Raw genomic sequence first — 25,430 nt, forward strand, 5'->3', positions numbered from 1 at the left:
GCGTGTAACGTTTCTTTAGAATCGTTGTTGAGGAGGTGGACCATCGAAACCGCGCGATGACCACAGATGGATATGGCAGATCACGAGGTTGTCCGCCGCTCTGCGCACCCGAAAACTTTTTATGTCTTGGGATATTGATCAAGAATGCCAGTTCGTTGGTAACCGCTAGGTTTAGGCGACTTTCGTACGGCCCGCGGAAACATTGTTCTGTCCAGCTCGTCTGTGGCCATTGCGGGTCCGAACAGATGAGCGCGCAAGCTCGCGCTGAGAAAATGGCGCTGCCACGCTTTTGCCGTGCCTGATCTTGCAGATTTCGACCTGGAGAAACTATGCCCGGTACCGGCCCCAAGCCAGGGAGAACCGTGTTGGAACCGTGGCGGGATCGTCTCGCTCATTGGCGTCACCCGCGATCATTCAGCCTCACCCAAACTTGAATAGCACGCCATATCCACCTCGCGGATAGCTCCACTCGATGTCGCCGGTTGGCCCGGCAATGATGCGGCAGGTACCACACTCTATGCAACCGTCGACAGTGACCTCGACCTGCCCCTTCTCGTTCAACTCATAGCAGCGAGCGGGGCAGGCTTTCAAAAGTGCAAGGAGCTGCGGCGAAGGCGTCGCGTGCGCGCGAACCTTGACGTGGGGCCGGCCGACGTCGACAAGATAGCGATTGTAGTACAGTTTGTCCTCGACGCGCATTGAGGGCAGCTCGGCATTCATGGGTTAGCCTCCTTTGTTCGGATCGACTTTGTTTGTTCGACTGACTTTGGTCAGCGCCATGCGCGAGCGAAGCGGAATGCATCACCGAACAGACCTGTCCACGACCGCGCTTTTACAAAGGATTTCAATGTCATCTTCTCCTTCTCGGCCTTCGGCATACCATCGACACGCACGAAGTTCTGCATCGCCCTTGAGAACAGTTGCGGATAGGTGAGGAAATAGTTTTGCGAATTGGTGTGCATCAGCGTTGGCAAATCCTTGTATTTCTTCAGATCCTTGATGACGAAGGAATCATCCAGCATCCTCTTGTAAAGCGACAGATTCTTTGCGGTCATGCGATCGCCGCGCGATTTCAGCTGGAAGATTGCTTCGGCGGCGATGCGGCCTGAGGTCATCGCAAGATTAGAACCTTCGCGATGGACGGCGTTGTTGAGCTGCGCCGCGTCGCCTGCCACCACCCAGCCCTCGCCATAGAGCTGCGGGATCGCCTTGTAGCCGCCCTCGGGAATGAGATGTGCGGAGTATTCCTTGACCTCGGAGCCTGCGATCAGTGGCGCCACGGATGGATGCCTCTTGAAGTGATCGAGCAACCCGTAAGGCGTCTCGCCGGTGCGCTGGAAATCGGCAACAAGGCAACCGATACCGAGCGAAATGCACTCCTTGTTGGCATAGATGAAACCCATTCCCGTCATGCCGCGGGATATGGTACCTGCGGCTTCAATCACGAGCCCCTCGTCGCCCTCGAGATTGAAGCGAGCCTCGATGGTCTCGCGCGGCAAGAAGTGCATTTCCTTCACCGCCAATGCCACCTTGTCGGGCTCGGGCCGGGGCCGCAGGCCGGCACGCGTCCCAAGCAGGCCAATAACCCCTTCGGCCAGCACCACGACGTCAGCGTGTATCTCGCCGTCGCGCCGATCTGTACGAACGCCAATCACTTTACCATGGTCGTCTCGTGCCAGATCGGTGACTGTCGTCTCGCATAATACGGTCGCGCCAGCCTCCCGCACTTTTGACGAGAACCATTTATCGAACTGCGCGCGAATGATGGTATAGCGGTTCGGCCGCTCCTCGTTGAAGTCGTCGGAGCGATACTGCATGCCAAGGTGGGAACGATCGTCCATTATCCAGAACCGCTGCTCGACCAGATGACGTTCGAGCGGTGCCTCCTCGCGGAAGTCCGGTATCAGCTTTTCCATCATGTCGGCATAGAGGATCGCACCCTGCACATTCTTCGAGCCGGCATATTCGCCGCGCTCGAGCTGCAGGACTTTCAAACCGCGCTTGGCCATGGTCAGTGTCGCCGCGTTGCCTGCCATCCCGGCGCCGACGACGATTGCGTCGAACCTCTCATCGATCATGACAATCTCCTAGCTCGCGATCTGGGCGCGCGAATGCGGCAAAAGCCGCGCTCGAAATGCGGCCGTCAACGCCGGCAACAACTGCAGGGCGTCGTTGACAATGGCGATATGAGCGAAATCGAATATCGGCGCATTCTTGTCGGTATTGATTGCGACAATCAGATCGGCACCTTCCACGCCAACCCGGTGCTGAATCGCGCCGGATATGCCAGCTGCAATATAAAGCTTTGGCCGAATGGTCTTGCCGGTCTGGCCAATTTGCCGGTCAGTCGAAACCCAGCCCTTCTGCACCAGAGGACGCGAGCAACCATATTCGGCGCCGAGGGCCGTTGCGAGCTCGCGCACCAGGTGGAAGTTGTCCTGCGATCCCAGCCCCAAGCCGCCGGCGACCACGACATCGGCATAGGCAAGATTGGACGTTTCGGAATCGCGGTCCGGAATGAACGACAGCACCTTGGTGACGATATCGTCCTCAACGAGACCAAGCGGGTGGATAATGATCCGGGACGCATCGCGCTCGACACGCTCGGGCATCGGCATGACGCGCGGGCGGACGGTTGCCATCTGCGGCCGGTAATTCAAGGTGTAGATCGTGCAGAGCAGCGAGCCGCCAAAGGTCGGACGTGTGGCCGCAAGCGAACCATCAGCGTCGACATCGAGCTCAGTGCAGTCGGCCGTCAGACCTGTCAGAAGCGTCGTCGCGACGGATCCGGCCAGGTCGCGACCGAGCGTGGTGGCGCCGAGCAGCAGGATCTCTGGCTTGTAGGCATTGACAAGCTCCGTCAGGGCCTTGGTATATGATTCATTGCGATACTCCGACAGAATGTTGTCGGGCACGAGATAGCTCAGATCAGCGCCATAGCAGAACGATTCAAGCGCGGCATTGCGCGTAGCCTCCCCCTCCGGACCGATTACGATTGCGGCGAGATCAACCTTCAGCTTGTCGGCAAGCCTGCGGCCCGCGCCCATCAGCTCCCAGGAAACGGGATGTACCTGCCCGCGCTCCTGCTCGACGAAGACCCAGACGTGCTTGTAGGCCTTGAAGTGCTCCGGCAATTCTCTTTTGGCTGCGGCACGGCCGCCCACGGCCGGCGTGGCAGCTTTGGTGACGTTGCTCATACCATGAATCCCCTCAGAACCAGCGCGCCCGCGCCACAGGATCGCGCTCTAGCTTCGATTGCCCCTTGAAGATGGACTGATCAGTGCCGGAGCGGCTTCGCGGCTGCCGCCGCCGGCTTCGCCTTCCCGGCGCGGCCCCAGCGCAAAAATGAGCGCTCGGCGATGGCCGGTTGCCGCACAGGTCACGTTTCGACAGGTCTGGTTTGAAGATGTCCTTGGCTCCAGCATTCTCCGCGCCCCATATCGCGGCCGGCGCCCGCGGCAGCCTCACCGCGTCGGCCGTACCGGCGCAGCCAGCCCGGCTTATCGCTTCCGGCACCGTTGACCAGGCAGCTCCGATTTGTGCGCAACACTCGCGCGCGGCCTTCGACGTGGCGCTAGGCGCTGATTCTGGCGAGCGCGGTAATCTTGTCGCTGAACCCGTCATGTAATTCGTACGCGTCTTCCAGCGCAAAGAAATCCGACACCAGCATGATGATATGTCCTCCTGACACATGAGGCCGCCGGTCATGGGGTGTTGGAAGATCAGCGCGAACTCGTTGACCTGCTTGATGCAGACGTCAGTATGCATGCCTTCTCCAGATGCTCGCGTGGATGCTTGGGTTAGCTTCGGATCGCCATCTCCGGTCAATCCCTGACCTCAATTGCATCGAACGCGATTTCCGAACGTAGCCCGCGTAAGCATGAGCCATGAAATGATCGCGGCACTGGGAATGAGCAGCAAAGGCAACGTCATTGTTCTTCCTCCAAATCTCATCTGGAACAAGGGCCGGCAGGGACGTCGTCAATGACAGACGTGGCAGCAGAACAGCAAGTGTCGTACCAGTCCCGGTGTCACCGAAATTCGGATGTCAAAGCAATGGCTTGGTGTGATTTGGTGGAGATACGTTTCAACACACGACGACTCCTGACATGGTCGCGAATCCAACAATGCCGCTTTGCGCAATGAGCGCAGCGAGTTGAGCTTAATGAAGACGAAGACCGCGCCTGGCGCCGTAATAACAATGTGGCGCGGAACAAGCCGCACCGAGGCGGCGACGCGGCTACTTCATCAGGACAGTCAATGGCACGAAGGCGGCGGGTCTCCTGGGCTCCGTGTTCTTGGGCTCTGCGACCGCATCCTTCAAAACCTTGAATACTCTCTGGTCGATTGGCGACGACACCACAAAATCGTCATAGGCCTGCTCCAGAATTGCCTTGCACCGTGCCTTAACCTCTGGTTCCGAAACGCCGACGAATTGTTCCTTGGCGAGGTGTTGCCCCATGCGCCCCAAGATATGCAGGCGTGCGACGTGGAGAATCTTGGAGTCGTAGTCGACGCCAAGAAGCGAGAAAAACTCCTCTGCTGAGGCGGCCGCGTTGAGCCGCTCCAAGATGCCTGTCGCCGGTGTGTCGCTCATCGAAAACTCTCCCTTCGTTTAACCCCCGGCGTGCAGCCGGGAACTGGTACAGCCGCACAATCCCGCCAGCACCTTTGCCGCGCAGAACCCAACGTATCGCCCAACCAAGGCTTCAGAAAACGCGGGGCGGTCGAGCAGCACCGCATCGCCTCCTCGAGGCGCCGCGCGCGGTCGGCCACTTGGACGCTGGCAATGGCCGGCGGGGACAATACTGAACATGACCTCACGTGCGATGGCTCAATGAGCGTTCACAGACGTCGCGCCAAATCGCAACCAATGTCTCACGCCCAACCGGCAGTTTGTTCTCAACGGCATATTTCCGCACCCTCGACAGAATCTGTCTTGCCTCATCGGCGCTGGCGGCAAGCTGCAATTCGTCGAGCAGCGTTGTGATCGCCGAAAGTCCAGAATGTTTGCCGATCACAAAACGGTTGGATCTGCCTAGCAAATGCGGGTCAAGCCACTGATAGGTGCGTTGATCCTTCAACAGACCGTCGACATGAATCCCGGATTCGTGGGTGAATACATGCTCGCCGACAATCGCCTTGTTCAGAGGAATCGCACGGGCTGCCGCGGCCGCGACCACCGCAGCGACGTTCTCGAGCTGCGGCAGTATGATGCTGGTCTGCCGTCCGTAGAGCTGTTTTAGCGCGACTGCGACCTCCTCCAGCGGCGCGTTTCCTGCACGCTCGCCGAGCCCAATGACCGTCACCGAGGCATGGCTCGCACCGGCTTTGATGGCAGCGAGCGTGTTGGCGGTCGCGAGCCCGAGATCGTCATGGCCGTGAAACTCGAGCTCGAGATCAGTGGCCGCTCGCAAATGTCCAACCAGCGCGCAAGTTGAATCTGGATCAAGCACGCTGAGCGTATCGGCAATGCGAAAGCGCCGCGCACCTGCCTCTTTTGCGGCTGCGACCAGCGTGATGAGAAACTCGATATCAGCGCGGGAGGAGTCCTCGCCGCCGACAGCGACCTTGAGCCCTCGCTCACAGGCGTAGCCAACCACTCGCTTCATTCGCTCCAGCGCCAATTCGCGGTTGCCGCCAATCTTGGCCGCGATCTGCACGTCGGAGGCGGGGATCGACATGTTGACCATGGATACCTTGGCCTCGATCGCCGCATCGACATCGGCCTCTCGCATCCGGCACCAGCCAATGGTGATGAGCGGGAGACCCGCTTCGACGATGCCGCGGATGGCAGCGATCTCCTCACTGCCCATGGCGGGCGTCCCGGCCTCGACTTCGGTGACCCCCGCCCTCGCCAGCGCCCGTGCTATCGCCAGCTTTTCGTCGGCGGTGAACGCGACGCCGGGAGCCTGTTCGCCGTCGCGCAATGTCGTGTCGTTGAGCACGATCGGTTTGGCCGTTGCCAATTCGGGCCACGACGCTTCGGCGACAGTTGCGGCGGCAGCGATCACGCGAATCTCCTTGCTGAGTTTGACCACGGAGTGCTCCAGCAACCGGCATGCCACGCCGGCAATGACACCAGCCGATTGGTAGATAGTTTTTTGTCCGGATTGGATTGTCGCAAACGCGACGAGGGTGCAGAGCGGACGCGTCAACTTGAATTCCGCCTCGCCGAGCTCTCGTTCATCTCGGCTTGCATTACAAATGGACAGCGATATCTCCGCGGAACACATGGTGGCTTGCCAGCCTGCGCTCGCGTAACAACCTTGCAGCCTATCTGCGACAAAGCCCGTCAGGACAAAGCCCATCAGAATTAAGACGAATTCGGCCGGCTCGCCCGCTCATCGTGAAGCCTCTGGAAAGCTAGCCGACAGACGTCCGGCGCCCGCGTCAGATTGGCCAGTCACCGGCGACGATCTGGCTCTCGCCTGCAACAGAACGTCGCGCCGGCGCTCGGCCATCCGGCTCTCGCCGCTTTCATCGCCAAAGCAGACGTCGAAATCGTTACATTGGGTGCACACCGGCGTTGTACACATCACGAGGCCCTCGTCCTCGCATAGCGTGCGGTAGAAGAACCGCTTCCATCGCATATTGTTGATATTGCACGCCGCGAGCGGCGCGAAATGACGACTTAGAAGCCGAGAGAGTTCGTCTCGGTTACGCAATCCGAGGTCTTCCCATAGGTGATCCGGCTCGATGGCGCGTCGCGCGATCATTGCAGCCAGCCAGCGGCCAATATCCCCTTCCGTCGATCGTCGCGAGAGCAAGAGATCACGCACCATTGCGACCTCGTCGGACACATTGGCCTCAAAACACGCGGCCGACTGTTCGGTTTTGATCTCAATCGACGGGAAGTACTGTTCCAACAGCGCCGCCAGTTCATGGGCTGCCAGGCCGGCTTTCTCGGGAAGTGGACCACCGTCCATCGAGGACGCTGCCAGAATAGCTGCCAGCACGTGGCGATCGAAGTCGCTGTCGGCAACTATCTCGGCATCTGCGGGGGACGCTCCAGTGAGCAGGTGGTAGGTTGCAATACCTTTGTGCACGTTTTCGCGCGCGGCGGTCGCACCACCAATTAATGGCGGAAGCAACTTCGCTTCAAACATGTGGTCCTTTCCACCGCGGGTCCAAGTATGCTGCGCCGCATCCCATCCTGGTGAGGTGTCTTTCGTCGGAATGCCGGTCTCCCGGGATGGGGGGAAATTGGGGAGACCGGCACCCGCTCGCGCGCCCTTACGAGGCCACGAGTCGCCACCTTTACGAGGCAGCGAGCTCGGCGGCGGTCTTGCCGACAATGGATTCGTCAACCGCCTTCATGATGCCGTGCTCCATCAGCATGTCCTCGAGTTCGTCCATGGAGATCGGCGTCGGGATGACGCCTTTGCCGCCGTTGTTGTGGACCTTGGTCGCGAGATTGCGATAGTGATCGGCCTGCTGAGACTCCGGCGCATACTCCAGCACCGTCATCCGGCGCAATTCCGCATGCTGGACGATGTTGTCGCGCGGCACGAAATAGATCAGCGTGGTTCCGAGCTTCTTCGCCAGCGCCTCGGCCAGTTCCAGCTCCTTATCGGTCTGTCGCTCGTTGCAGACCAGGCCGCCCAGCCGCACGCCGCCGGAGTTGGCGTATTTCAGAATGCCCTTGGAGATGTTGTTGGCGGCGTACATCGCCATCATCTCGCCGGACATCACGATATAGATCTCCTGCGCCTTGTTCTCGCGGATTGGCATCGCAAAGCCGCCACAGACAACGTCGCCGAGCACGTCATAAGAGACATAGTCAATGCCCTCGTAAGCGCCATTCTCCTCCAGGAAATTGATCGAGGTGATGACGCCGCGCCCTGCACAGCCGACACCCGGCTCGGGCCCGCCCGATTCCACGCAGCGGATGTCCTTGTAGCCGATCTTCATCACGTCCTCGAGTTCGAGGTCCTCGACGCTGCCGGCGTTCGCCGCCAGACTTAGGATCGTGTCCTGCGCCTTGGCATGCAGGATCAGGCGGGTCGAGTCCGCCTTTGGATCACAGCCCACAATCAGGATCTTTTGACCCATCTCGGCGAGCGCTGCCAGCGTGTTCTGCGAGGTGGTCGATTTGCCGATGCCACCCTTGCCGTAAAATGCGATTTGCCTCAGTGAAGACATGTTGCTCTCCATCAACCGATTTGCCAAACATTGCGCGCTACTCTGCGCGCGATCGTTTCTTCTCAGAAACGGGGTCCACGGGTTCAAGGGAAGGAGCGCATCGCTCGTCTTGTGCGTCTGCGTGCACTCAGCCCTCACTCAGTGTTGCGTCACCCCTATAGCAACAGCCGTGCCAGCACTTGTCCGCGCTCGCTTATGCGTCTGAATACGTTTTGCAAACTCACGCACCCACGGAGGATCCCTGCTTGTCGGGCTGGAGATTCATGCTGTTTTCTACCTGACAAGACTTGAGCCCGCCTGTCGGAAACCGAACAAGCCTCGCAAATGTCAGATGGGTCAAGGCCGTGCTTGCCGCGGGCTCTTTCGATGCGTTCAAGCGTGGAACGGGAATTGCCAATCGACCTTTGCGGTGGACCGTTGGCGGAGGAACGCGACAATGCAGGTCGGGAGTGAAACGTCAAAGGGAATTGCCGAGCGGCCGATGTGCCTGATCGATGACAACATCGCCCACGCGGCCTTGCGACGCATCTCCCATGATGGGATCGAGACGCACCAGCTTGCAACGCGGGAAAAGGTTGTTGCCGCGAGCGTCGATTGGCCGATAGGGGATGTGGTGCCGTTCGGCCGCTGGGAACAGCCGGCGCTGATCAGCGAAATGGCGGCCCAATGTCCTGGCGCTGGAATCCAGATCGTCTGCGACGCATCAGACAGGGCAACGATGGTCGGCCGCATTACGGCTGGCGCCCCTGCCGCGCACGGCAGGCCACCGACCTTGGCAACAGTTCGCAAAAATGTCGATGCCGTTCTCGACTGCGGCGGCGTCGCACCGATCGTTCAGCCAGGCGCGCTCGAATAGGTGCACCATGGCAACGATCATCTTCTATCAAAAGCCCGGTTGCGCCACCAACGCCCGACAAATCAACGCACTGACGACCGCGGGACATCACGTGATTGCCAAGGACATCTCAAAAGAGCCGTGGCGCACGGAGGAACTGCGCTCGTTCTTCGGACAAACGCCGGTCGTGTCCTGGTTCAACCCCTCCGCGCCGCGCATCAAGTCGGGCGAAGTCAATCCCGGCGCGATCGATGGGGCGGGCGCACTTGCGCTGATGCTCCGCGATCGACTCTTGATCCGGCGGCCCCTGATCGACGCCGACGGCGCAAGATGCGCGGGATTTGATCGTGAGCCCGTGCGGTCGCTGCTTGGTCGGATCGCACAAGATGATCTCGACGGATGCTCGCGCGAGGGAACGCTCATGGACTGTCCGTCCGAGTGAGAAGTTGCACAAGCTAAGGCCATGCTGGAGACAAGCCGACGCTCCCTCTCTTCGTTCTTTTCGGGCGCGCGCGACGAGCAACGCCCGCGCTGAGAATAAGATGAGAGGTCTATCAACCGCTGCAGGTCGGTAGAGGCCCCTCGGGGTGGCTCTTTCCGTCGCGCAAAAGCGCACTTTCCGCGCATGCGGCAGGACATGGCAGGAGCGATGCAATCTTGAGAAACTTCAACCGCGCATTACCGATGTGACTTAGCGACTTAATTACGTCGATGACCAACCCGATTTGATCCGCATCAAATCCATCGCCATCCCAATCATGTGACAGAGGGTTCGCGTGACTATCCACGCGAACTTTGGAATGGAGACTTTGATGAGAGCAAGAGCAATTCTGATGAACGCATCCCTGCTCGTACTTGCGGCAATGTTCGACGGAGCTGCCATGACGTCGGTACAGGCTGCGGACCTCGTACCGGCGCGGGTCTACGCTAGACCTCCACTGGTCGAACCATTCAATCCCTGGCTGATCCGCCTGCGCGTGCTCGGCGTATTGCCGGATTCCGAAGGCAGCTCGGTCAATGTCGGCGCCGTACCGCCTCTGTCATCACCGAATTCCGGCCTCTCGATCAGCGATCGGGTCGTACCGGAGCTCGACATCACCTATTTTTTCACTCCCAATATCTCCGCTGAACTCATTCTTGCCGTGACCAGACATCAGATCAGCGGCACTGGGACGCTGAGTGGGCTTGATATCGGCAAAACCTCGCTGTTGCCGCCGACCCTGACCCTTCAATACCACTTCACCGACTTCGGCCCGTTCAAGCCATATATCGGCGCCGGCATCAACTACACCGCGTTCTTCCACCAATCCTCGGCCAAGACGCCGTTTGCCGGCCTGGCGGTGACGGATTTGCATGTCAACAACACAGTTAGCCCCGCGGTTCAATTCGGCTTCGACTACATGCTCGATCGTCATTGGGGCCTGAACTTTGACGTGAAGAAACTGTGGCTGCGGCCGGATTATTCGGCGACCGTAAACGGCGCGATCCCCGTCACGGGCCGCGCTAATATCGACCCATGGCTGGTCAGCGGCGGCGTCACGTATAAGTTCTGACGAACGAGCACGCCCCGAAAATGTAAAGGCCGGCTTGCCAAGGCGAGGTGTCGAGCGAGGTGACACCTCGGGTAAAGGTCATCACACCCAGTGCCGGGAGCCGGGCCCGGCGCCGCATCCATTGACTATCGTGCCGTCACCGCTTCCTGCCTGAAGGCATTAACCGCTGCCCGGGTCAGCCGAAATACGCCACGGCCACCGGCCAGCGGACGATAGGCATGGCCGGCACGCGCATTGAGGACATCAAACCACTGGTGCGGCGTGAGCTTCGCCGGCCGCGCGCTGATCTGGACCACGGTCCCGTTCGGAGCGAACCGGACGTGGATGATGACCTGCTGCGAGTCCATTCAGTTTCCCTTTTTTAAGTTTCAGAATCCGCGCCGAGGCCGAGGAGCTCGATCGTCACGTGCTCGGTTTCGAGCACGTTGGCTTTTGGTGTCAAGCCGCGACGAGGCGCGGTCGTCTACCCTGGTCGCGCGTTTGATTGTCTCCGCTAGCGACTTACGATAGTCGTTTGCGGCTTCCCAAGACGAATAGCTGGCAGACGCTTTTTAGGGTCTGTCCCCGCGTTCAAAACAGTGCTCTTTTCGCCACAGCACCGAGGCAAGCGATGTGCCATCTGGTGACCGCAATCGTCTTGCGCAACAGCAGGCAATCACTATGGCCATTCAATCTTCCCTTTGGGCGCATGGGACGCTGAATGTTCAATAGATCGCGGCGCCAGCGCCAACGTTGATCGACGCATCCTTGATCGTCTCCACGATGAACTCGATCTGGTTGCTCGTGAGATGGGCGTGAAACGGCAGCGCCACGGCGCGATCGGCGATCTTCTCCGTAACCAGGAACTCGCCACGGCGATAGCCGAGATCAAAATAATGGCGCTGCAAATGCAATGGATGGCAATAAGCCGCGGCTTCGATCTGCTCGACGCGCAAATCATCGACAATGGCGTCACGGCTGGATCGCGTGAAGCGGGTCCCGAGATGGACGAGATAGAGGAACCAGTTCACCTCGGTCACATCGGGGCCGATATAGGGCGGCTTGATGCCCTCAAATGATTGCATATGCGCATTGTACAGCTGCTCAATCAGCCGGCGCCGCTCCAAGATGTCATCGAGGCGCTTTAGTTGCGCAAGTCCCAACGCTGCTGTGAGATCGCTCATGCCGGCTTGGTAAGGTGCTGCGCTGCCGACGACAACGGACGAGCGCTCATCCAGCCGGTGCGCGCGATGCCGACGCAAGGTAACGGCCACCTCGATATCGTCGCTCACCACCATGCCGCCTTCGCCACAACTTAAGGCCAGCGGCTGGGCAAAGTCGAACACCGCGATATCGCCAAAGCGGCCGACGAGTTCGCCCTTGTATCTCGATCCGATCGCCTCGGTGGAATCCTCCAAAAGCGGCAGCTGGTGGCGCTGAGCGATCGCGCGCAGTTCCGACCATGGCGCCGGGTGGCCGTTGGGATTGCCGGCGATAATCGCTCCTGTGCTGGAGGTGATACGCTCTTCCACCTTCGCCGGAGCCAAGGCGCCCGACCAATAGTCGACGTCGGCAAATACCGCCCGTGCACCCGCAAGACGGATGGCATGGACTGTTTCACGCATCGAATAGGACGATGCGATCACCTCCTGTCCGGGCCCGATGCCCAGTGCCTTCAAGGCAAGCAGAAGCCCCAGCGTGCCGCTCGGGACGGCAACGGCATATTTGCGGCCAAGATAGCTGGCGAAAGCCTGCTCGAATGCCTCGGTGACCGGCCCATTGGAAATTCGCGGCGAACACAAAAGCGTTTCCACGGCAGAGAGTTCCGCGTAGGTGATATCAGGGTCGGAGAGCGAGATGAAGGATTGATCCGCCTCCACCAAGCGCGTGGCCGCGTCGTGATCCGTTGCTAGTCCAACGCCCGTCACCGTCCAGCATTCCTTTTGGCCAGCACTATGCCGATTGCCCGCGCCGGGTCGGCCGTAATCTGCATGCAGTGGTCGGATCCATCGACCAGATGCAGGTCAAAACTCGGAAAACGGCGAAACGGCTGCTCCGTCACGTCGGACGCATCACAGCGTACGCAGGCGAGCTGCGGAAAGCGGCGCCGCAGTTCAACGACCGGGCCTGTATCGGCCTCAGCCGCCGCAATTAGCCGTTCGATTTCGATCAGTTCGTCGGGGCCGAGCGCCATTATGGCTCCTATAACAGGTCCGAAACGGGCATCATTGCCAGAACAGCCGCTCAGGATCCGCGTTCAATTCGTCGAGTGCTGAGGACAGCCGGTGGTAAATGCTGTAAAATTCCCAGATTCCCTGCGCATGATTTTTGAAGAAAGTCTTCCAGGCCCCGCTCGCGACATCGTAAAGGATCAGCGCGACATCGATCAGGCCACTGTCCCTATCGATATTGCCCGAGCAGCAGGGACTCTCGATGAGATAGCCCCCTCTTACCGGCGTCACATTCGGCGAGACAAAATGATAGCGCGTGCGCGAGCTCAGGGCGCGCTCGATCCGCTTGCGATCGAGCTCGTTCGGGTGTGGAATCGGCCCGGTCACTACCTTTCTCATTACCGCGGCATTCATCGCCAACGCCTCCCTTCAAAGCGCTTTGATTTCGTCCTCAAAACAGCCGATAATCAGCTGCTCACCAAAATCCACGAGGTAGATCGGCACGTTCGCTTCCGTATGCATGCGGACCCGGATGATCTCCCCAATCCGTCCGGCGCGGACTAGGACCCCACCTGGCGGAACGGTGGGAAACGAGTCGTCATTGATGACGTCGACCGCGGTTTTGATGCGCTGGCCTGATCGATAGTTCGGAACGCCCGGCTCAATCATGACACGGCCTCTTCCTCCGGAAACGGCGGATCATCAACTTCTTCGCCTGGGTCAAGCGTATCGAGTTCCTTGCGCTTCATGCCGACGCGATAGCCGCTTTCCAGAAATGCTACGCCGTAGATATAGAATTGCTGCAGGAAGGTGCCGATCGAGACGACGTAGCCAACCTCGCCTTTTCTGACCAGGATCTCGCCGATCTCCTTGCCGGGATAGGTACCATCATTGCGGATCGAGCGGTTGGCGCGCACCTTTTCACCAAAGCTGAAGCAAGGAGGCCCGCTTAGCTCGACCACGTCACTGTCGCGGACGATGTTGCTCATGCAGCCATCCCTTGCGGACTTCTAAGGACGAGCTGCCAGGCGAGCGCAAGCCAAGCGATTGCCCGCTGCGCGAGCTTCATCGGCAGCTTTCCTTTTCTAATGGGCGACTTGTGCGATTGTCGGACACAATGCCTGGTTCAGGGAAAGGCAGGTCGATTACGGGGAGCAGCGCCGGCCAAATCCATGGGGACACCGCCGCGCAGCAAGCAGCGTTCAGCATTGAGAAGTAACGTTCGGCCATTGCGCTCGGCGACTTGCTCGCCGGGCTTGGGGTACCTGCGTAACGTCGATATCGGCGAACAATCCGGAGCGAGCGCCTTCTATGACGGCGAACGAAATTTGGTATTTGGGTGCCAGCAAGGCGCAGCAGCCAACTCGTAAGCTTTTCGGCGCCGGATCCAACCGTGACGTTCATGGGGCTCTCCCATTTAGGCCGACGCCTGGCGGCGCGGCCAAGAGGTGTCGACGACGCAGGTGTCGTCGACCGGACAAACCGCAACACATTGCGGCTCGTCGAAATAGCCGACGCATTCGGTACATTTTTTCGGATCGATCGAAAACGTCCCGCCCTTCTCAGAGATTGCAACATTCGGACATAAGGGCTCGCAGGCTGAGCAGCCCGTACATTGCGAAGCGATGATCTTGAACGGCATTCGCTATCTCCTCACGCCGCCGAGGTCAGTGCTTTCCGGCAGATTGCCGCATCATCGCGCTTGACGTGCAAGATCTCACCGCTTTGCAGCTTGTCGAGATAGCAGCGGAACCAGGCAATCGCCGACTTCTCGATGAACTCATGCGCGTATCGGTCGACCGGCTCGATGCCGGCCTTAAGCAGATTTCTCCTCGGGCAGTCGCCGATCTTGGCTACGAACACAGCATGGCAATCCTTGATGGCGCCGATGATGTTTGAAAGCCTGTCCTCCTCCCCGTGTCCGCCCTGGCAGTAGACCTCGGCTCTGCGGTGGCCGACGAATTTTGCGCCGGAGGTCGAGAGTTCGTAGACTTGGAACTCCTTGGCATGGCCAAAGTGCTCATTGATCAGGCCCGAGCCCTTGGTCGCGACCGCAACCAGAAGCGTGATCTCGCTCTTCTGGCCAGCGAGTTCCGCAAGCTCCTCCCGCCTGGCCGCGATCTTGGCCGCGCGCTCATCCTCGACCTTGGCCTGATAGGCCCGGCGCATTTCAGCGTCATAATTAACGTCCATGGCCATGATCCTTTCGGTAGTGAAGTCCGCGCGGCGATCCTCTCCAAGCAGGCCGACCGCGTCGGCGCGACACTGGCGGCAATGCCGCATCACCCTCGTCTCGCCTTCACAAGCATCTTGCAGCGCTTTCAATTCCTGCGCCGTCGGACCCCGCTGACCGCTCAGGCCGAATACCGTGCCATGCTCGGACGCGGAGATCAGCGGCATGATGTTGTGCAGGAAGGCCCCCCGTGACTTCACCGCTTTGTTGACCTCGACCAGGTGCAGGTCGTTGATTTCAGGAATCATCACCGAATTGACCTTGCACAGGATGCCCCGCTCTGTGAGCATCTGAAGGCCTTGCAACTGGCGATCAATGAGTATGCTGGCGGCTTCGATTCCGGTGTGCCGCTTGTGGTTGAAGAATATCCACGGATAGATCTTGGCGCCGATTTCGGGATCGATCGTGTTAATGGTGATGGTGACATGATCGACATTGGCGCGAGCGATGCTATCGACGTAATCTGGAAGTGCCAGTCCGTTGGTCGATAGACAGAGCTTGAGGTCCGGCGCCGCCTTGGCGACCAGTTCGAACGTCTCGAAGGTCTTTTCCGGGTTGGCCAGGGGATCGCCTGGGCCGGCGATTCCGAGCACGGTCAGCTGCGGAATGCTGGTGGCAACCGCAAGCACTTTCCTCACGGCCTGTTCGGGAGTGAGCTTCTCGCTCACCACGCCCGGACGCGATTCATTGGCACAGTCGTATTTGCGGTTGCAGTAATTGCACTGGACGTTGCAGGCCGGCGCCACGGCGACATGCATGCGCGCGTAGTGATGATGCGCCTCCTCGCTGTAGCAGGGATGGTTCTTCACCTTTTCCCAGATTGTCTGCGGTAGATCACCTTGGCCCGCCTGCGATCCGCAGTTCGTGCTGGGGCCGCCATGCGAGGTGCGGCAACCCTTATGCTCGGCGATCTCACCGATATATTCCGCAATTCCGCTACGTCTGCCGCGCCCCGCGACCGCGTCCATAATCAGTTCTCCCTGTACGACAAATAAGCTTCTCAGGACGAGCCCTGAGCGAACCACAAGGAAAGGAGTTAGCAACCTCCGTGCCATCGCGGCGGACGATGCCATTTCTGAACAGCGCCAATGGCTTGGCGCACGCGATCCGCATCGTTGCGGGTACCGCAATGATGTTGCCACATGTAGGAAAAGCGACACATATCACTGGCCGCGAGAGATGCCATTGACGCGCACCTATTCATTCACGGCCTGACGGCGCGCAGAAACCACTCTCACCCGCCGCCGCATTTGCTGACCATCTTTGTTCACTAACCAGTCGGCGCCGTCGGCCTGAATTTGGCAGCGCCACTACACTAGCTGGCGAGCAATAGCTCCACCGCGCGCGGGAGCTCAATTGCGAGCGGCATCAAGCCTTGCTCGACGAGAAAGCATAGTTCGTTTCGCGAAAGCACTTGCGGATCGACAATCACGTAATGGACGTCGGACGAGCGCTTGGTGATCTGTCGCGCATAGGTGCGCAGCAGTTGGTCATTGAAGCGACAGCCGATGAACAGAAAGCTCCGCCGCGTCCGTCTTTCCTTGATGATGTCGGGAATCGGCGTTTGGATGTCGATCTCCGTCAGCACCTCGACATAATCGGCGTCAGAGATCAGGAAGTTCTTTGCCGGCTCTACGCTGCCATGCGGCTTGTACAGCACTGTCGCCCAATTGCGAGCCGCGGCGCCGTCGACCTCTTGGCCTGCCGAATCATAGAAGCGATAAAAGTGGTCAGTATAGAGGCCGGCGCGGCTGACACCCTGCACCTCGCCCCATCCATCGCGCTCGCCGAGCGCCGCACGCATGGCGCTATCGTACCAGGTGTCGACGATCATCGGTGGCGATAGAGACGCAAGATGATGATGCAGCGCCGTCGGCTCGACCGGTACAGCAAAGGCCTGAGCCATTAACCTCGTCAGGGTGAGACGATGTTTGTTACTCTCGATATACTGCGCCGACGCCCACGCATTGCCCTTGGCCCGTCGCGGCAGTGCAACCTTGGTGGCAAAGAAGGCGGCCAATGTCTCAGGTGTCGTCGGCACATCCGGCCGGGACAATTCGGCAAGGCCAGGTCCGAGGTAGGGAATAACGCTGCCCGCACTCAGTCTGGCCGCGAGTTCAGTGAGAATCGCCTCCGTATCGGCTGGACTGGCAAAATCGATGCGCGGAGGCGCCTTCATCGCTCGCCGCCGCCTTCGCCGCGCTTCCTGGCGTTGATCGTGATTGGCAAGGGAGTGTCGCTTGCCATCTCGGGCAGGTCGAGTACCCAGCCATTGGCGATCCTGATCCAACCGCCCCAAAGCGTCTCATACTCGGACTCCACGATCGGCTCTTCGAGATCCTTCTTCGGCACGTAAATCGACAAACCCGCGTCCGGAGAGCGGCGTATCATGATTTTCATGACGTCAACTCCCTGGACTGCGACGCGTCGCGGGGTGAACTGGAATACTCCCGCGACATGGCGCGCAGCTGAGCCACGATGCCAGACAGTACGTGCGCGACCCGAGCGACCTCTTCGACCGTGGTTTCACGCGACAGAGAGAATCGCACCGCCCCGCGCATGCTGCTTGCCGGCACGTCCATGGCGCGCAGAACATGAGATGGCTCCAATGAGCCGGAGCTACAGGCCGAAGCGACGGAAGCGGCAATGCCGGCACGATTGAGATGATGCACAATGGCTTCGCCCTCGAGATGGTCGAAGGCGACGTTTGTCGTGTTCGGCAGCCGGCTACTGAGATCGCCGAGCACCGAGCAACCGCCATTATGCAAGATGGCCTGTTCCAGGCGATCGCGCAAGGAACCAATGCGAGCGCGCTCCGGCTCGAGCCGTTCCGCCGCAAGTTCTGCAGCTTTGCCGAGACCGACGATGCCGGGGATATTCTCAGTTCCCGCACGGCGCCCTCGCTCCTGAGATCCGCCCCAGATCAGCGGTCTGAATTTTGTGTCTTTGCGCAAATAGAGCGCACCGACGCCTTTGGGGCCGTGCAGCTTGTGAGCGGACAGCGACAGCATGTCGATAGCACTGTCACTCAGGTCGATGGCCAGCTTGCCTATGGCCTGCACCGCGTCGGTGTGAAACAGGGCGCCTGCCGCGCGCGTCAACCCGGCAAGGAACTCGACCGGGAAAATCGTGCCGGTCTCGTTGTTGGCCCACATGACCGACGCAATCGCCGTGCGTGGTCCAAGGGCCCTGCGGAACGCCTCGATGTCGAGCCGGCCCCGCGAATCCACGCCGATCACATGCGTCGTGACGCCGTTTGTCGCCAATTGCTCGACCAGGGCAAGAATAGCCGAATGCTCGACGGAGGTCGTGACGATCTCGTCGCGCCCGTCCTGCGTTGCAAGCGCAGAGAGGATGGCAGCGTTATTTGCCTCGGTTCCGCCGGAGGTGAAAACGATCTCGTGATCGTAGGCACTGCCTAACAATCCCTGCAAGCTGCGGCGCGCCTGTTTCACGGCCTTCGCGACCTCACTGCCAAACGCGTGAGCAGATGATGCATTACCGAATTGCTCGGTCAAGAACGGCAACATGGCTTGCACGACGGCGGGATCCGCTCGCGTGGTGGCATTGTTATCGAGATAAATCGGCATTCAGGGCCTCGCTCAAACCCGTGCCTTGGCTGCGGCGGCAAGTGGGATCAGGCCGACGAATTTGCTGATCCTTTCGATCAGCCGCGCCTGAATGCGTTCGAACGTCCGACCGGACAGCTTGCGGAGCACGGAGGCGCCAGTCGGCTCGACGATGCTCCTTCCGCGGCCAGTCTCGACGAAGCGGCCATTGGTGCCATCGCATCGCAGATGGGGCCTGGTCTTCTCGATCACGGCGCGAATGAGTTGCTCCCGATCCTTTTCGGTAAACAGCGGGTACTTCAGTGGCTCGGGGACAAGCACGCTTTGGTTCCTTGTCATCAGCCGAACGATTTGCCGCAGGAACAAATCGAGCCGGCATTCGGATTATCGAAGATAAATCCCGAGCCCTCCAGCTTCACCACGAAGTCGATCGTCGTGCCGGCGAGATGATCACGACTCATGTCGTCGACAAAGACCTTGATACCGTCGCGCTCGATCACGGTCTCGTTGGGGTTCGCCTGCTCAGCCAGGTCCATTGCATATTTGAACCCGGCACATCCACCGGTTTCAACCATGATCCGCAGGCCGCGCGCCGGCTGCGCCGACTTTCCGAGTACGCTCTTGACCGCATTCAACGCGCTGTCTGTCAGATTGATCATCACTCACCCTCCACTTAACTGAGCTGAGCTTGCGAATGGCAATTCGCATGCCAGCGACACCCGCCTTTGACAATATTGGCCTTTTCGGACCGCGCTGTTTGCTTTGCATCACATGTCGGCTTCCAGACAAAGGGTATGGACGGCGCGGCGACGAGCCTGCTGATTCCTGATGTATTGCGCTGCTCCCGCATGAGGCGCGTCACGGCAACGAATTTGCATCACGCCTTGTGCCGGCGGCCCCGCCCGGCGACCCGTTCGACGAGGACGACTAGCATGCAACATATGCCCGAAGAACCAGAATGCTCACCGCGGGCTTTGATGGACCCGGTCTGCATCGACGCTGAATTCATTCAGCTCGTTTTTCATAATGACGACGACACGCCTGTCGGTTTCGTCGTGCGCCTGCTGCGCGAGGTATTCGGAAAGCAGCAGCGGGATGCTGTTGCACTTGCCGAGTTCGTCTGGCAGCAGGGCAAGGCCGTCTGCGGCCCCTACCCACCCTCAGTTGCGAAAGCGCTGCTCGAGGAAGCACAGAAGCGCATTCGCGCCGCAGGATTTCCCTTGCTGATCACGAGTGAAGCCGCTAGCAAGGCGGATACAGCCGACCTGTCCGATGTGCAATTCGAATATGCCTGTGATGCGCTGGACTGGCATTTTGCAAATTTCTTGCCGGGAGAACTCGCCACCACGGCGCGGCATTTGCCGGCCTACATGCGCGCCGATGTCCAGGTCGCGATCGACAATCTGTTTGCTGACCCAATCCGCTTCTTCGGCGCGTATGAACGGCATTGGGACGAGGCGCTTTCATTCGCTCGAATGAAACGCCGTGGATCTGATGCGATTTCACTGGTGCCGCCGCAATTTGATGAGATCGATACCGGCGAGCTGGCGCCAGCCAAATGTTTGCGTAACGGCTTGTGGCTTTGCCAAGCGAGCGAATTCCCATACGCCGTCGTGCTCTCGCATGATCGCGAATTTGGCCGCGAGACCCGGATCCGCATTGAAATCATCGTTCCTGCGCGCGATACCGGCGACAGCTTCGTGCAATGCTGCCTTGATGAACTGGAAAAGACCATCCACTCTGCATGCTCATATCGCGGCAAGATCATCTCGCTCGTCGAAGGTGCGGATTGCGCCGGCGGCATCAGCGGTGTGACGCTACATCGGCTGCCGAAGGTCAAACGTGAGGACGTCATCTTGCCCGAACGGGCACTCAAGTTGCTCGATCGCAGCGTGTTGGGCTTCGTCGATGCCCGCGATGAACTCCGCCGGCTCCGCCAGTCGACCCGCAAGGGCATTCTGCTCTATGGCCCGCCCGGCACTGGCAAGACCCACACGATCCATTATCTCGCCACTAACCTGCCGGGATACACCACGCTGATCATCACCGCCGAACAGCTCGAGCTGCTCGGCAGCTATATGGCACTGGCACGCCTGCTGCAACCAACAATGGTCGTGATCGACGATGTCGATCGGACCGCCAGCAACAGCAGCATTTTGACAGCATGCGAGGTATCCTTGCTGAGCAAGCTGCTGAGTGAAATAGACGGCTTGAAGGAGGATGCCGATATCCTCTTCGTGCTCACCACCAACCGGCCCGACCAATTCGAGGTCACCCTGGCCGATTGCCACGGCCGCATCGACCAAGCGATCGAAATACCGCTGCCGGACGCAGCCAGCCGCGGCAAGCTGATCAGGCTCCACAGCGGAGGCTTGTCACTTGAGGGGGAGATCATTGCCGAAGCCGTCCGCAGTACCGAAGGGGTCAGTGCCACGTTTATCAAGGAGCTGATGCGGCGCGTCACACAATCAAGCATTGCGCGTGACGGCGGGCATTCCGTGATCACAGCCGATGTCCACGAAGCGCTCGATGATATGTTGTTCGCCAGCGGTCGGCTCAACGCGAAGCTGCTCGGCGGATCCCAGGCGATAGCCGCGGGGGCACGAAGCGGAGCGACTGGCGCAATCGAATCCCCTCGAAAGTCAAGGAGAGCGCGGCATTAAAGCGAGTGTCTATTGGCACCCCCGCAAACTCGAAAGAGGAGGACACCGAGCGCTGTCGCCAGGACTGGATAGGGCTCGCGCTCCGGAGGGCCGTTGACGGACCAAACCACAAAGTGTTGCAATTAGAAAACGACCAGCGTCACGACCGAACCGAACAAAAAAGCAGATCCATTTACGCCGTAGCCCACGCGGTCCGACAATGCTTACATTTTCGAAGCACTGATGCGGCAACGCGCGTCGCGTTTCTGACGCGCTTGTTCGGCGATCACAGCCTCCTTGCGCATTTCTCCAGGAATACCCCGATGAACCGCTGCGCTTGCAACGGCAAGACCTTTGCATTGATGGTCTCGCCGGCCAAAAAGTGTCCGGCAATCAGCTCAGATTGAGGACGATCTTCATGACTGCAATCGAGAACACCCCGCTCGGCCGCCTGGAGAAGGAGGGGCGCCTGCTCAACGCCGTACTCAAAGGCGGGACCACCAGGCCGGGCCGGTTTGGCTTTCGCGGCGATATCGCACTGAAGTTCCAGGTGCAGGTCGCGGACGAGAAGCGGCCGCCGGATTATTCGATCGAGCAGGTTCTGACGGTCGCGCAGGAAGGGGAACGCGCTATTCCGGTGCTGGCCGGCTATCTGCATTCCCTCGCTTATCTTGCTGACGTCGCAAACGTGCTGGACGGCGTGCTCGGCCCGGAGGGTCGCTATTTTATATTCTGCAACAACATTGACCTGTTGGCGAAATACCGAATCAAGCTGGGCAATGTCACCTTCCACGTGCTGCCATGCGATGAATCCACAGTCTGGAAGGAGATGATGGACCTGGTCGGGGTCAACAAGGATGACATCAAAAAGCTGGACGCGGGCGGCAAGCTCGACTACCTGCTCGAAGCGGCAAAGGAGCTCGATGCGTCCTACGATGAGATTTCTTACGAAGACGCACTGAAGAGAATGGCGCCTGCGAAGAACCGCAACGAGAACCGGCCGGTCTGAGCGCGCCGCTTCAGCTCTCGCCGGCGCGATCCTCCTCGACAAGTCGCACGCCGATGACGCATATATCGCCGTCCAGAACCGTCAACGCGACCGGCGTGAGCTCTCTGCCCTTACAAGGGCCGTCGACACAGCGGCCAGTGCCAAGCTCGAAGGTTGAGCCATGCTTGCCGCACATCAGCCGGATTCCGGACGGATCGAGGAATTCATTGCGCTCCCAATCCAGATTGACGTCGTTGTGTGGGCATTTGTTGAGATAACCGAGCACCTTTTTGCCCCAGCGCACCACAATGATGGACCACGGCCTGTGCTTACCGTCGTCTCCAACGATCATGAGATGGAAGCCCATGGCTCGGCGGCTTGGAATGTCATTGAAGCCGCAAATGACGTAGGTGGTATTGGGCTCAACCCCTTGCTTGGTCATAATCATCCGCCTTTCAATGACTACCCTGCGTCAGGCCCGCAACAATCATGGCGGTATCGGATCGCCCACCTTTCTGAGGAGCCCGACTCCCGCAAGTGACGTCCGAAACCAATTGGGGACGGACAACGATCGACGAATCTACGCAACCATTCGAGGCTCTGTAGCGCGCCACAGACGCATCTCAGCGGTTACTGAAATAGTCTTTCTCTTGGCCAGTCGACTGCTCCAACTCCGTGGCTGGGCGAGCTAAATCAGTACTTCGGCATCCAAATACGGTCTTCAATGTTACTGCAAACCAGAGGCGCGTGACTGTCATTTCTCTCCTGCAAGAATGCCTTTCAACTCGTAGATGGGTTGGGGAAGTCAGTAGGGATCAGTGTTGTCGCCGACCAACAATGGGCGGCTCGATGGGCCAGGATGTACGCGACGGCCCTTTCATGCAATCAACGCTGTCTATTGAGTATCGACGCTTGGAAAGGGCTTGTTGACCAATGCGTTGTATGTCCAGGGTCGGCGGTTCGCGAACATGTGCACGTTTACCATAAGGTTCTTTTGCCGTGCACTGCTGATCTCCACGAAGTCGAAAACGACCTTGTGCATATCAGGATAGTTCGGTGTAGCGACGTCGACATCCCAAACTGGGAACTGAGCAGGATGAACGACCAAGCTGCCGCCGCCGAACGGCGCGTCGACGCGATTGGCCATGATGAGGGCACAACGGTTATCCACCGCCCGCGGCACTGCGAGCAATGTACGCTCCTTACGATCCTGTAGGCGGGCCGGCCACAAGATCACATCGGCACCATTTGTCCCGAGGCAGCGCGCTGCTTCGGGAAACATTCCGTCATAACCCATCATGATTCCGATTCGCCCGAACGGCGTATCGCTCACTGGATACTCGAAGCCAGCAGTGGCCCAAGAACGTTCGTCGACGAAAAGGTGGACCTTGCGATAGGAGAACAGCACCTTGCCTTCGGGGCCGACAAGGAATGACGTTGGATAAAGACGACCATCCACCTCCTCGACATTAGGCACCAATATCGCGCACCCGTTGGCCTGGCACAGCAAGCCAAATCTCTCGATAAGCTCTTCATTTTGAGCAGACAGACGTTTAGCCTCAGCGGCATCGACCCGCCAGTTCGATGAAGCGAAGTATTCCGGCAACACCATAAGCTGAATTCCGAAACGCGCAGCATGGCCGACTTGCTCAATGACCCGGTTGAGCGAAGTGACATGCGCCTCGGACACGTGGCTCTGCACGGCCGCCATGTTGAATGCCATCTCGCCAGGGATGATCGATCGTTTGCTGACCTCGGCGACTGCGGTCTCGTCATAGGGTAAAGTCAAAACCTGATAGGTTTCAGGACGGCGATCTGCGAATTTGTCCGAACCGAGCGGGTGCCGCTTGTTGTCGGCAAGGGTCGGATCAATGTCGCTGACGGCCATGCCATGAGTATCGTAAGCAACCTTCGCCCGGAGATTACCGGCAGGATCGACAATCATGCTTCCGCCTGGATAGTAAATCGAGCGTTCCTGGCCGGACTTGGTGGCCGCACAAATCCAGACGCCGTTCTCAAACGCCCGGGCCGGGCGCCACATGTCGGCCTGATCGATCAGGAAGAAGTTGGCCATATCCACAATCACTTGCGCCCCGACGAGCGCCGTGCAACGTGGTATCTCGGGAATGCGTCCATCGAAACAAATCATCAGGCCGATGCGACCAAGTTCGGTCTCCGCGACGGGAAAGCCACGTTCGCCAAACGCGAACCAGTTCTGATCGTGCGTCGTAAGAAACTGCTTATGATAGTGCACGACGAGGTCTCCCCTCCTGTCGAGAAGGACGCCTGCATTGAAGACTTTCTCCGCCGTTGGATCCCACTCCGTCATGCCGCTGGCGATAAACATGTCATACTCACGCGCAAGCTTTGCGAGAGCATTCACGAACCGTCCATTAGCCGGCTCGGCCACTTGCCGCGCATGAGGGATCGAGTCGTACAGGTATCCAACATTCATGCACTCGGGAAACACGATCAATCGCGTCCCCCGAAGTGCCGCCAGCTTGGTGTAGTGGGCGCAAATCTCAAGATTCGCTTCCACATTTTCAAGCACCGCGAGGGTCTGCACGACGGCGGCGCGATATTGATAGGATTTCATACGACGCTCCATCGTGCATCGACAACGACCGTACGGCCGCCTGAATGTTGTATTCTTTTGGTGCCGGAGAACGTAAGTCAGCCGCCCCCACCTAATTTGGCTCGCTGTCTTTAGGTGCGTACTTGAGGGCGCGGCGCGAACAGATAGATGGCTCGATTGGACCAGCCAACCCATGGCAGCATCCAGGCCGTTTGTCGTGTTGCGATCTTCGCGAACGCCCCATTGCAATTATTAAGGGTTGGTCTTGCCGATAAAGCGATTCGACGTGCAAACGCTCCATCGGCCTGCTCCGTTATTCGGCAAATAGGTGAGCTCCATTCGAGCGCGCTGGCCTAGTCTGTGCTAATCACTCCGGCTCCAAAGTTGCGTAGTCCATTCATCTGGTTCACGATGGGCCTAAGAATGGAGAGGCGGACATATGCGCTCCAGCCGCGTTTGCGGAAACGTGGGTCTGACAATTGGTCGGACAAACCCTGGCGCAGGCGCCGCAGCCGATGCAGGCGCCCCGATCATTCATGACCATGATTTTCTTCTCGACCTCATCATCGTCGTCAAGGTCGACAAGTTCGCCCTCCTCATTGATCCCCTTCAATGTCATGACATCACGACCGCAGACCTTAAAGCAGCGGCCACAGCCGATGCACTTCTTGGCATCGATCACGCTCAAGTAATCCGGCGTCCAGTCGCGGCCATCGCGCGTTGCAAATGACATGACAGGG

28 protein-coding genes are annotated in these 25,430 nt (G+C 59.2%); 5 read left to right on the top strand and 23 right to left on the bottom strand.

The window, feature by feature from the left end:
- Positions 1-420: 420 nt before the first annotated feature.
- The 7 genes from PMN64_RS01345 to nifH form a co-directional block, all read right to left on the bottom strand.
- Positions 421-720: a ferredoxin family protein gene (locus PMN64_RS01345; RefSeq protein WP_411779346.1), complete on the bottom strand. Its 300-nt coding sequence runs from the start codon at positions 718-720 to the stop codon at positions 421-423.
- A 50-nt stretch (positions 721-770) separates the two neighbouring features.
- Positions 771-2,078: an FAD-binding protein gene (locus PMN64_RS01350; protein WP_411779347.1), complete on the bottom strand. Its 1,308-nt coding sequence runs from the start codon at positions 2,076-2,078 to the stop codon at positions 771-773.
- A 9-nt stretch (positions 2,079-2,087) separates the two neighbouring features.
- Complete coding sequence (locus tag PMN64_RS01355) at positions 2,088-3,197, bottom strand: electron transfer flavoprotein subunit alpha/FixB family protein (RefSeq protein ID WP_411779348.1); 1,110 nt, start codon at positions 3,195-3,197, stop codon at positions 2,088-2,090.
- A gap of 1,043 nt (positions 3,198-4,240) precedes the next feature.
- Positions 4,241-4,597, bottom strand: coding sequence for a nitrogenase stabilizing/protective protein NifW (nifW, locus tag PMN64_RS01360; protein ID WP_411779349.1), 357 nt, complete (start codon positions 4,595-4,597; stop codon positions 4,241-4,243).
- 223 nt (positions 4,598-4,820) lie between these two features.
- Positions 4,821-6,011, bottom strand: a complete 1,191-nt coding sequence (nifV, locus tag PMN64_RS01365) for a homocitrate synthase (protein ID WP_411779473.1) — start codon at positions 6,009-6,011, stop codon at positions 4,821-4,823.
- Between the two features lie 333 nt (positions 6,012-6,344).
- Entirely contained in the window at positions 6,345-7,109 is a 765-nt protein-coding gene (locus PMN64_RS01370; protein WP_411779350.1) for a nitrogen fixation protein NifQ, read from the bottom strand.
- Between the two features lie 151 nt (positions 7,110-7,260).
- Positions 7,261-8,145, bottom strand: coding sequence for a nitrogenase iron protein (nifH, locus tag PMN64_RS01375; RefSeq protein WP_411779351.1), 885 nt, complete (start codon positions 8,143-8,145; stop codon positions 7,261-7,263).
- 436 nt (positions 8,146-8,581) lie between these two features.
- Here nifH and PMN64_RS01380 point away from each other — a divergent pair, with 436 nt between their 5' ends.
- The 3 genes from PMN64_RS01380 to PMN64_RS01390 all read left to right on the top strand — a co-directional run bounded on the left by PMN64_RS01380 (position 8,582) and on the right by PMN64_RS01390 (position 10,533).
- Positions 8,582-9,001 carry a hypothetical protein gene (locus PMN64_RS01380; RefSeq protein WP_411779352.1) on the top strand — a complete coding sequence of 140 codons (420 nt, stop codon included), beginning with the start codon at positions 8,582-8,584 and terminating at the stop codon, positions 8,999-9,001.
- Positions 9,002-9,008: 7 nt separating this feature from the next.
- A complete protein-coding gene (locus PMN64_RS01385) occupies positions 9,009-9,422 on the top strand; it encodes an arsenate reductase family protein (RefSeq protein ID WP_411779353.1) in 414 nt (137 codons plus the stop codon).
- Positions 9,423-9,813: 391 nt separating this feature from the next.
- A complete protein-coding gene (locus PMN64_RS01390; protein WP_411779354.1) occupies positions 9,814-10,533 on the top strand; it encodes an OmpW/AlkL family protein in 720 nt (239 codons plus the stop codon).
- Positions 10,534-10,658: 125 nt separating this feature from the next.
- On the opposite strand, the gene PMN64_RS01395 is transcribed toward PMN64_RS01390, so the two are convergent.
- The 13 genes from PMN64_RS01395 to PMN64_RS01455 all read right to left on the bottom strand — a co-directional run bounded on the left by PMN64_RS01395 (position 10,659) and on the right by PMN64_RS01455 (position 19,144).
- Complete coding sequence (locus PMN64_RS01395; protein WP_074124718.1) at positions 10,659-10,880, bottom strand: hypothetical protein; 222 nt, start codon at positions 10,878-10,880, stop codon at positions 10,659-10,661.
- Positions 10,881-11,237: 357 nt separating this feature from the next.
- Complete coding sequence (locus PMN64_RS01400; RefSeq protein ID WP_411779475.1) at positions 11,238-12,392, bottom strand: DegT/DnrJ/EryC1/StrS family aminotransferase; 1,155 nt, start codon at positions 12,390-12,392, stop codon at positions 11,238-11,240.
- Between the two features lie 44 nt (positions 12,393-12,436).
- Positions 12,437-12,706: a DUF6129 family protein gene (locus PMN64_RS01405; RefSeq protein WP_074124719.1), complete on the bottom strand. Its 270-nt coding sequence runs from the start codon at positions 12,704-12,706 to the stop codon at positions 12,437-12,439.
- Positions 12,707-12,737: 31 nt separating this feature from the next.
- Positions 12,738-13,097, bottom strand: a complete 360-nt coding sequence (locus PMN64_RS01410) for a DUF3024 domain-containing protein (RefSeq protein WP_411779355.1) — start codon at positions 13,095-13,097, stop codon at positions 12,738-12,740.
- A 15-nt stretch (positions 13,098-13,112) separates the two neighbouring features.
- A complete protein-coding gene (locus tag PMN64_RS01415) occupies positions 13,113-13,352 on the bottom strand; it encodes a nitrogen fixation protein NifZ (RefSeq protein ID WP_411779356.1) in 240 nt (79 codons plus the stop codon).
- Positions 13,349-13,672, bottom strand: coding sequence for a nitrogen fixation protein NifZ (locus PMN64_RS01420; protein ID WP_411779357.1), 324 nt, complete (start codon positions 13,670-13,672; stop codon positions 13,349-13,351). The genes PMN64_RS01415 and PMN64_RS01420 overlap by 4 nt, the downstream gene beginning before the upstream one ends.
- A gap of 428 nt (positions 13,673-14,100) precedes the next feature.
- Positions 14,101-14,325 (bottom strand): 4Fe-4S binding protein, encoded by a 225-nt coding sequence (locus tag PMN64_RS01425; protein ID WP_074124723.1) that lies wholly within the window; start codon positions 14,323-14,325, stop codon positions 14,101-14,103.
- Between the two features lie 11 nt (positions 14,326-14,336).
- Positions 14,337-15,884 carry a nitrogenase cofactor biosynthesis protein NifB gene (nifB, locus tag PMN64_RS01430; RefSeq protein ID WP_411779358.1) on the bottom strand — a complete coding sequence of 516 codons (1,548 nt, stop codon included), beginning with the start codon at positions 15,882-15,884 and terminating at the stop codon, positions 14,337-14,339.
- 347 nt (positions 15,885-16,231) lie between these two features.
- A complete protein-coding gene (locus PMN64_RS01435; RefSeq protein WP_411779360.1) occupies positions 16,232-17,095 on the bottom strand; it encodes an SIR2 family NAD-dependent protein deacylase in 864 nt (287 codons plus the stop codon).
- A complete protein-coding gene (nifT, locus tag PMN64_RS01440; protein ID WP_411779361.1) occupies positions 17,092-17,316 on the bottom strand; it encodes a putative nitrogen fixation protein NifT in 225 nt (74 codons plus the stop codon). Before nifT ends, PMN64_RS01435 begins: the two co-directional genes overlap by 4 nt.
- Positions 17,313-18,506, bottom strand: a complete 1,194-nt coding sequence (nifS, locus tag PMN64_RS01445) for a cysteine desulfurase NifS (protein WP_411779362.1) — start codon at positions 18,504-18,506, stop codon at positions 17,313-17,315. The genes nifT and nifS overlap by 4 nt, the downstream gene beginning before the upstream one ends.
- Positions 18,507-18,518: 12 nt before the next feature.
- Positions 18,519-18,737: a hypothetical protein gene (locus PMN64_RS01450; RefSeq protein WP_411779363.1), complete on the bottom strand. Its 219-nt coding sequence runs from the start codon at positions 18,735-18,737 to the stop codon at positions 18,519-18,521.
- Between the two features lie 86 nt (positions 18,738-18,823).
- Positions 18,824-19,144: a HesB/IscA family protein gene (locus PMN64_RS01455; protein WP_411779477.1), complete on the bottom strand. Its 321-nt coding sequence runs from the start codon at positions 19,142-19,144 to the stop codon at positions 18,824-18,826.
- Between the two features lie 273 nt (positions 19,145-19,417).
- Here PMN64_RS01455 and PMN64_RS01460 point away from each other — a divergent pair, with 273 nt between their 5' ends.
- The gene (locus PMN64_RS01460; protein WP_411779364.1) at positions 19,418-21,148 is read left to right on the top strand and encodes an ATP-dependent Clp protease adaptor ClpS; all 1,731 of its coding nucleotides are present in this window, start codon (positions 19,418-19,420) and stop codon (positions 21,146-21,148) included.
- Positions 21,149-21,545: 397 nt separating this feature from the next.
- Positions 21,546-22,136: a hypothetical protein gene (locus PMN64_RS01465; RefSeq protein WP_411779365.1), complete on the top strand. Its 591-nt coding sequence runs from the start codon at positions 21,546-21,548 to the stop codon at positions 22,134-22,136.
- 10 nt (positions 22,137-22,146) lie between these two features.
- Here PMN64_RS01465 and PMN64_RS01470 read toward each other — a convergent pair whose 3' ends face one another.
- The 3 genes from PMN64_RS01470 to fdxB all read right to left on the bottom strand — a co-directional run bounded on the left by PMN64_RS01470 (position 22,147) and on the right by fdxB (position 25,423).
- Positions 22,147-22,563 (bottom strand): Rieske (2Fe-2S) protein, encoded by a 417-nt coding sequence (locus PMN64_RS01470; RefSeq protein ID WP_411779366.1) that lies wholly within the window; start codon positions 22,561-22,563, stop codon positions 22,147-22,149.
- A gap of 447 nt (positions 22,564-23,010) precedes the next feature.
- Positions 23,011-24,711, bottom strand: coding sequence for a carbon-nitrogen hydrolase family protein (locus PMN64_RS01475; protein ID WP_411779368.1), 1,701 nt, complete (start codon positions 24,709-24,711; stop codon positions 23,011-23,013).
- A gap of 385 nt (positions 24,712-25,096) precedes the next feature.
- The gene (gene fdxB, locus PMN64_RS01480; RefSeq protein ID WP_411779369.1) at positions 25,097-25,423 is read right to left on the bottom strand and encodes a ferredoxin III, nif-specific; all 327 of its coding nucleotides are present in this window, start codon (positions 25,421-25,423) and stop codon (positions 25,097-25,099) included.
- Between the last annotated feature and the right edge of the window lie 7 nt (positions 25,424-25,430).

The sequence above is a fragment of the Bradyrhizobium sp. UFLA01-814 genome (assembly GCF_046718885.1).
GTDB lineage: Bacteria > Pseudomonadota > Alphaproteobacteria > Rhizobiales > Xanthobacteraceae > Bradyrhizobium > Bradyrhizobium elkanii.